The organism is Sphingopyxis sp. UBA6723, assembly GCF_002454115.1.
Taxonomy (GTDB): domain Bacteria; phylum Pseudomonadota; class Alphaproteobacteria; order Sphingomonadales; family Sphingomonadaceae; genus Sphingopyxis.
This window is the reverse complement of the sequence record NZ_DKIH01000009.1, coordinates 512,366-518,473: the sequence shown is the minus strand read 5'-3', so window position 1 is coordinate 518,473 and position 6,108 is coordinate 512,366. Positions and strand designations below refer to the sequence as shown.

The window sequence follows — 6,108 nt, the reverse complement described above, 5'->3', positions numbered from 1 at the left end:
CAAGCGCGTGTGCCGCGAGGCGGGGCTGGGCAAGGTCAAGGTCGGCCATGGCGGGACGCTCGACCCGCTGGCGTCGGGGGTTTTGCCGATCGCGCTGGGCGAGGCGACGAAGTTGTGCGGGCGGATGCTCGATGCGAGCAAAATCTATGCGTTTACGATCGCGTTCGGGACCGAGACCGACGGGCTTGATGCCGAGGGCGAAGTTGTTGCCAGCAGCGATGTGCGGCCCACGCTCGCTGAGGTCGAGGCGGTGTTGCCGCGCTTTACCGGGGCGATCGAGCAGGTGCCGCCCGCTTACTCGGCGATCAAGATCGACGGCCAGCGGGCTTATGATCTGGCGCGCAAGGGTGAGGCGGTCGAGATGAAGGCGCGGTCGGTGACCATTTTCTCGCTTCGTCATGCCGGACTTGATCCGGCATCCATGGCAGCGCCGGCGGAATGGACCCCGGATCAAGTCCGGGGTGACGAGGACGAAGAGGAGCGGCTCGACTCCATCACCCTCGTCGCCCACGTCTCCAAAGGCACCTATATCCGCTCGCTTGCGCGCGACATCGCGCATGCCGTCGGCACCGTCGGGCATGTCACGATGCTGCGCCGCACGAAGGCCGGGCCGTTCGATCTGGAACAGGCGATTTCGCTGGACAAACTCAACGCATTCGGCCAAGGCGCCGCGCAATCAGAAGTCATTCTGCCGCTCGAGGCAGGGCTGGTCGACATCCCGGCTCTGAACCTTTCCCCGGAAGCGGCAGGGGCGATCCGTCAGGGTCGTGTCTGGACCGGGGTAGCTACGGATGACGGGCTCTATTGGGGACGGGACGATCAAAATCGTCCGATCGCCCTGATCGAGGCTTTGGCGGGAACGCTGAAGGTCGTGCGCGGCTTCAATCTTTAAGCCATGATGTTCGAGGAAATGAAATTATGTCGATTACCGCCGAGCGCAAAACCGAAGTCATCACCGAAAACGCCCGCAGCAAGGGCGACACCGGTTCGCCGGAAGTGCAGGTCGCAATCCTGACCGACCGCATCAATAACCTGACCGGTCACTTCAAGGCCAACCACAAGGACAATCACAGCCGCCGCGGCCTGCTGATGATGGTCAACAAGCGTCGCAGCCTCCTCGACTATCTGAAAAAGAAGGACGAGGCCCGCTATCAGGCACTGATCGCGAAGCTGGGTCTGCGTAAGTAAGAATTTCTGGCGGCCCCGGTTTTCCGGGGCCGCTGTCATATTGGCTCCGCGCAAATTCGCCGGACCACAGGGCCGCCCCGCATCCGGCGGGGCCGCCATTGGGGCCACAGACGCCCCGCACCGCCCCGGGTCGGATTACCCGGAATCAGAGGCCCCGCCCGGCATTGGGCCAGGCGGGCGAAGGAAACTCCATGTTTGACGTGAAAAAAGTATCGATCGAGTGGGGCGGTGAAACGCTGACCCTCGAAACGGGCAAGGTTGCCCGTCAAGCCGATGGCGCGGTTGTCGCGACGCTCGGCGAAACGATGGTCCTGGCCGCGGTCACCGCCGCCAAGACGGTCAAGGAAGGGCAGGACTTCTTCCCGCTCACCGTCCATTATCAGGAAAAATACTCGGGCGCAGGCCGCATCCCCGGCGGCTTCTTCAAGCGCGAACGCGGCGCGACCGAAAAGGAAACCCTGGTTTCGCGTCTGACCGATCGTCCGATCCGTCCGCTGTTCCCCGAGGGTTTCTACAACGAAATCAACGTCATTGCCCAGGTTCTGAGCTATGATGGCCATAACGAACCCGATATCCTCGCGATGGTTGCCGCCTCGGCTGCGCTCACCATTTCGGGCGTGCCCTTCATGGGCCCGATCGGCGCTGCACGCGTCGGCTATGTCGACGGCGAATATATCCTGAACCCGACCGACGCGCAGGTTGCCGAAGGCGACCTCGATCTTGTCGTTGCCGCGACCTACGACGCGGTGATGATGGTTGAATCCGAAGCCAATGAGCTGTCGGAAGAGATCATGCTCGGCGCCGTCCTGTTCGCGCATGATGCGTGTAAGGATGTCGTCAAGGCGATCGTGAAGCTGGCCGAACAGGCTGCCAAGGATCCCTGGGACATGGCCGAGCAGAGCGATCTGTCGGCCGCCAAGGACAAGCTGAAGAAGCTGATCGGCAAGGACATCGCCGCCGCGTACAAGCTGACCGACAAATCGGCCCGCTCGAACGCGCTGAACGAAGCCCGCGCCAAGGCCAAGGAAGCTTTTGCCGACGCCGCACCGCAGGACCAGATGGCCGCCGGCAAGCTGATGAAGAAGCTGGAAGCCGAAATCGTTCGCGGCGCCATCCTGAAGGACGGCAAACGCATCGACGGCCGCACGACGACGCAGATTCGTCCGATCGTCGCCGAAACGCACTTCCTGCCCCGCGCGCACGGCTCGGCGCTGTTCACGCGCGGCGAGACGCAGACGATCGCGACCTGTACCTTGGGCACCAAGGACAGCGAGCAGATGATCGACGGCCTGAATGGCCTGTCGTATTCGAACTTCATGCTGCACTATAACTTCCCGCCCTATTCGGTCGGCGAAGTCGGCCGCTTCGGGGCGCCCAGCCGCCGCGACATCGGACATGGCAAGCTGGCATGGCGTGCGCTGCACGCGGTGCTGCCGACGAAGGACGAGTTCCCCTACACGATCCGCATCACCAGCGACATCACCGAGTCGAACGGCTCGTCGTCGATGGCGTCGGTATGCGGCGGTTCGCTCGCGATGATGGACGCCGGCGTGCCGATCAAGCGCCCGGTTTCGGGCATCGCGATGGGCCTGATCCTCGAAGGCAAGGATTTCGCGATCCTGTCGGACATCCTGGGTGATGAAGATCACCTCGGCGACATGGATTTCAAGGTGGCGGGGACGTCCGAAGGCATCACCACGATGCAGATGGACATCAAGATCGCGGGCATCACGCGCGAGATATTCGAAGCCGCGCTGAACCAGGCCAAGGAAGGCCGCGCGCACATTCTGGGCGAAATGGCGAAGGCGCTGGGCGAAGCCCGCACCGAGCTGTCCGATTATGCGCCGCGTATCGAAACGATGCAGATCGACAAGGCGAAGATCCGCGACATCATCGGCACCGGCGGCAAGGTGATCCGCGAGATCGTCGCCACCACCGGCGCCAAGGTCGACATCGACGACGAAGGTCTGATCAAGATCTCGTCGAGCGATCCGGCGCAGATCGAAGCTGCACGCAAGTGGATTTCGGGCATCGTCGAAGAAGCCGAAGTTGGCAAAATCTATGACGGCAAGGTCGTCAACCTGGTCGATTTCGGCGCATTCGTGAATTTCATGGGCGGCAAGGACGGTCTCGTCCATGTGTCCGAAATCGCCAACGAGCGCGTCGAGAAGGTCGCCGACGTCCTGAGCGAGGGTCAGGAAGTCAAGGTCAAGGTGCTCGAGATCGACCAGCGCGGCAAGGTGCGCCTGTCGATGCGCGTCGTCGATCAGGAAACCGGCGCCGAGCTGGAAGACACCCGTCCGCCGCGTGAAGGCGGCGACCGTGGTCCGCGCGGCCCGCGTCGTGACGGCGGCGATCGTGGCCCGCGCGGCGACGGTGGCGGCCGCGGTGACCGTGGTCCGCGCCGTGATGGCGGCGGTGATCGTGGCCCGCGCCGTGACGGCGGTGGCGATCGTGGCCCGCGTCGCGAACGCAACGAAGGTCCGGAAGATCAGGGCCATGTGCCGGACTTCCTGAAGGACTAAGCCTTCGGTTTATCGAAACAGGAAAGGGGCTGCCGAGAGGCGGCCCCTTTTTTCATGGGTGTGTGGGTGCGGTCCAATTGCCGGTGACGCGTCGGCGGCGACGGGTTATGATCCTGTCATGAGCCATGACCCGTCATCCGCGCGTCCGATCGGCATGATGTGGATCGGCGCCGCCGCGCTGGCGCTGGGCGCCTGTGGGACGGCGCCGCCGCTGCGCGTGATGGCGTGCGATGCGGCGCCGCCTGCCGCGGTCGCGCATTCGGCGGATGGCCGCGAAGCGAGCGCGCGCTTGTCGGTGCTAACCTATAATCTGGAGGGGCTGGGCTGGCCGGCGCGCAAGGGGCGGGCGCGCGAACTTCGCGAAATCGGCGAACGGCTGAACGCGGCGCGCGCGGACGGCAGCGGCGCGGACATCATCCTGTTTCAGGAGATGTTCAGCGGCGCTGCCAAGCGCGCGGTGGCCGCGTCGGGCTATCCGGCGATCGCGCCGGGACCGCGGCGCACGACACCGGCCTTTGTCAGGGGGGGCGACCCGATGACGGGCAATGCCAAACCGTTGAAGGGCGAGCTCGGCATAAAGCTGCTTGGCGGCGGGCTCGCTATCGCGTCACGCTTTCCGATCGTCGAGAGCGCTGCCGCCGCCTATGGTCGGCGCGCCTGCGCGGGCTTTGATTGCCTGTCGAATAAAGGGGTCATGCTGGCGCGAATTGCCGTACCGGGCGTGCCGACGCCGATCGACGTCTATAACACCCATATGAACGCGCGCCGGGCATCGCGGGTTTCCGACCGGCGCAATGGCGAGGCCCATGCACGGCAAGCCGAGATCGCATCGGCGTTCATCGCGGCGACTGAAAACGTCGCTGTGCCGCTGATTTTCGGCGGCGATTTCAACATGCGCCATGCAGAGGGGCGATGGGCCGAATTTTCCGCGCACCATCCGTTGACGCTGGTGCACGAACACTGCGTCGATCCCGGTTCGGGATGCGATGTGCGGATGTCGTGGGATGGCGACGCGCCGTGGATGGACACGCAGGACCTCCAATTCTTTGCGAACGGCGAACAGCTAGCGGTGCGGCCCATCCGCGTCGAGGCGGTATTCGACGGCGGCGCCAGCGGCCCGCGTTTGTCGGACCACGACGGGTTTATGGTGACGTACGAACTGCGCTGGCCGGTGGGGATGGCCGCGGCGGCGCCGGCCTGTTGACGCGGCGCGCGGCATCACGAGAACTGCCGGGTGGACATGATCGCTGCGGCGGTTAAGCGAGTGCATCCCCTATCGATACCAGCGAGGACAGCGGCGATGGATTTTTCCCGGCTTCAGGCGAGCAGCAAGATCGGCGACGATTGGGTCTATCCCCAGCCGCCCTGCCTGAACTTCGGCTGGCTGGAGGTTGATCGCGAACCCGCGCACCGCATTTACTGGGAAGAATATGGCAACCCGGCGGGCGAGCCGGTGATGTTCCTGCACGGCGGCCCCGGCGGCGCTTGCGCCCCGGCGATGGCCCGCTTTTTCGATCCTGGGCGCTATCGTGTCATCCTGTTCGACCAGCGCGGGTGCGGCAAAAGCGAGCCCAATGTCGCGTCGGCGGGACCGGGGGCGGCGCTGTCTAAAAACACCACCGCCGATCTGATCGGCGATATCGAGAAACTGCGCGACCATCTCGGTATCACCGGGCCGATGCATGTGTTCGGCGGCAGTTGGGGCAGCACGCTGGCAATGGCCTATGCGATTGCGCACCCGGCGCATTGCGCCAGCCTGATCCTGCGCGGCATCTTTTTGGGCGCGAGGGAAGATCTCGACTATCTGTATCAGGGCAATGCCGCGACTTGGGAAGCCGACCCTTATGGTCTGACCGCGCCGGGGGCTTATATCAAATATCCCGATGAGTGGTCGGCGCTGCTGAACGTCCTGACCCCCGCCGAGCGCGGCGACGTCATGGCGTCGTACAAGGCGATTTTCGACATGGTGCCGGCCAGCGCGGCGGAAAAGGCGCGGCAAATGGAAGCGGCGGTGACCTGGTCGCTGTGGGAGGGGGTGATTTCGAACATGATCCCCGAAGCCGCCGACACCGGCAAGTTCGGCGAGGCTGATTTCGCGCTGTGTTTTGCGCAGATCGAGGCGCATTATTTCGCCAACCAGCTGTTCCTGCCAGCGGGGCATTTCTTCGACAATATCGCTACGCTCGCGGCGATCCCGATCCACATCGTCCACGGCCGCTTCGACGAGGTTTGTCCGTTGACGCAGGCGTCGCGGCTGGTCGCGGCGCTCCGCGCGGCGGGGGGCGAGCCGCTAAGCTATGTCGTCACCAATGCCGGGCATAGCGCGATGGAGCGCGAAAATGCGCTGGCGCTGACCGCGGTGATGGATGGGTTGGCACCGCTAGTACGCGCATAG

5 protein-coding genes are annotated in these 6,108 nt (G+C 64.3%); all 5 read left to right on the top strand.

All coding sequences use genetic code 11. The features are described from left to right. Positions 1–892 (top strand): tRNA pseudouridine(55) synthase TruB (gene truB / locus B4F07_RS08520; RefSeq protein ID WP_349681320.1); only part of this gene is annotated, 892 nt, incomplete at its 5' end. A gap of 26 nt (positions 893–918) precedes the next feature. Beyond that, positions 919–1,188 (top strand): 30S ribosomal protein S15, encoded by a 270-nt coding sequence (rpsO, locus tag B4F07_RS08515; RefSeq protein WP_293697597.1) that lies wholly within the window; start codon positions 919–921, stop codon positions 1,186–1,188. A gap of 191 nt (positions 1,189–1,379) precedes the next feature. Further along, the gene (gene pnp / locus B4F07_RS08510) at positions 1,380–3,713 is read left to right on the top strand and encodes a polyribonucleotide nucleotidyltransferase (protein ID WP_293697595.1); all 2,334 of its coding nucleotides are present in this window, start codon (positions 1,380–1,382) and stop codon (positions 3,711–3,713) included. A gap of 118 nt (positions 3,714–3,831) precedes the next feature. After that, on the top strand, positions 3,832–4,917 hold the full coding sequence (locus B4F07_RS08505; protein WP_293697593.1) for an endonuclease/exonuclease/phosphatase family protein: 1,086 nt from the start codon (positions 3,832–3,834) through the stop codon (positions 4,915–4,917). 96 nt (positions 4,918–5,013) lie between these two features. Next, entirely contained in the window at positions 5,014–6,108 is a 1,095-nt protein-coding gene (gene pip / locus B4F07_RS08500; RefSeq protein ID WP_293697591.1) for a prolyl aminopeptidase, read from the top strand.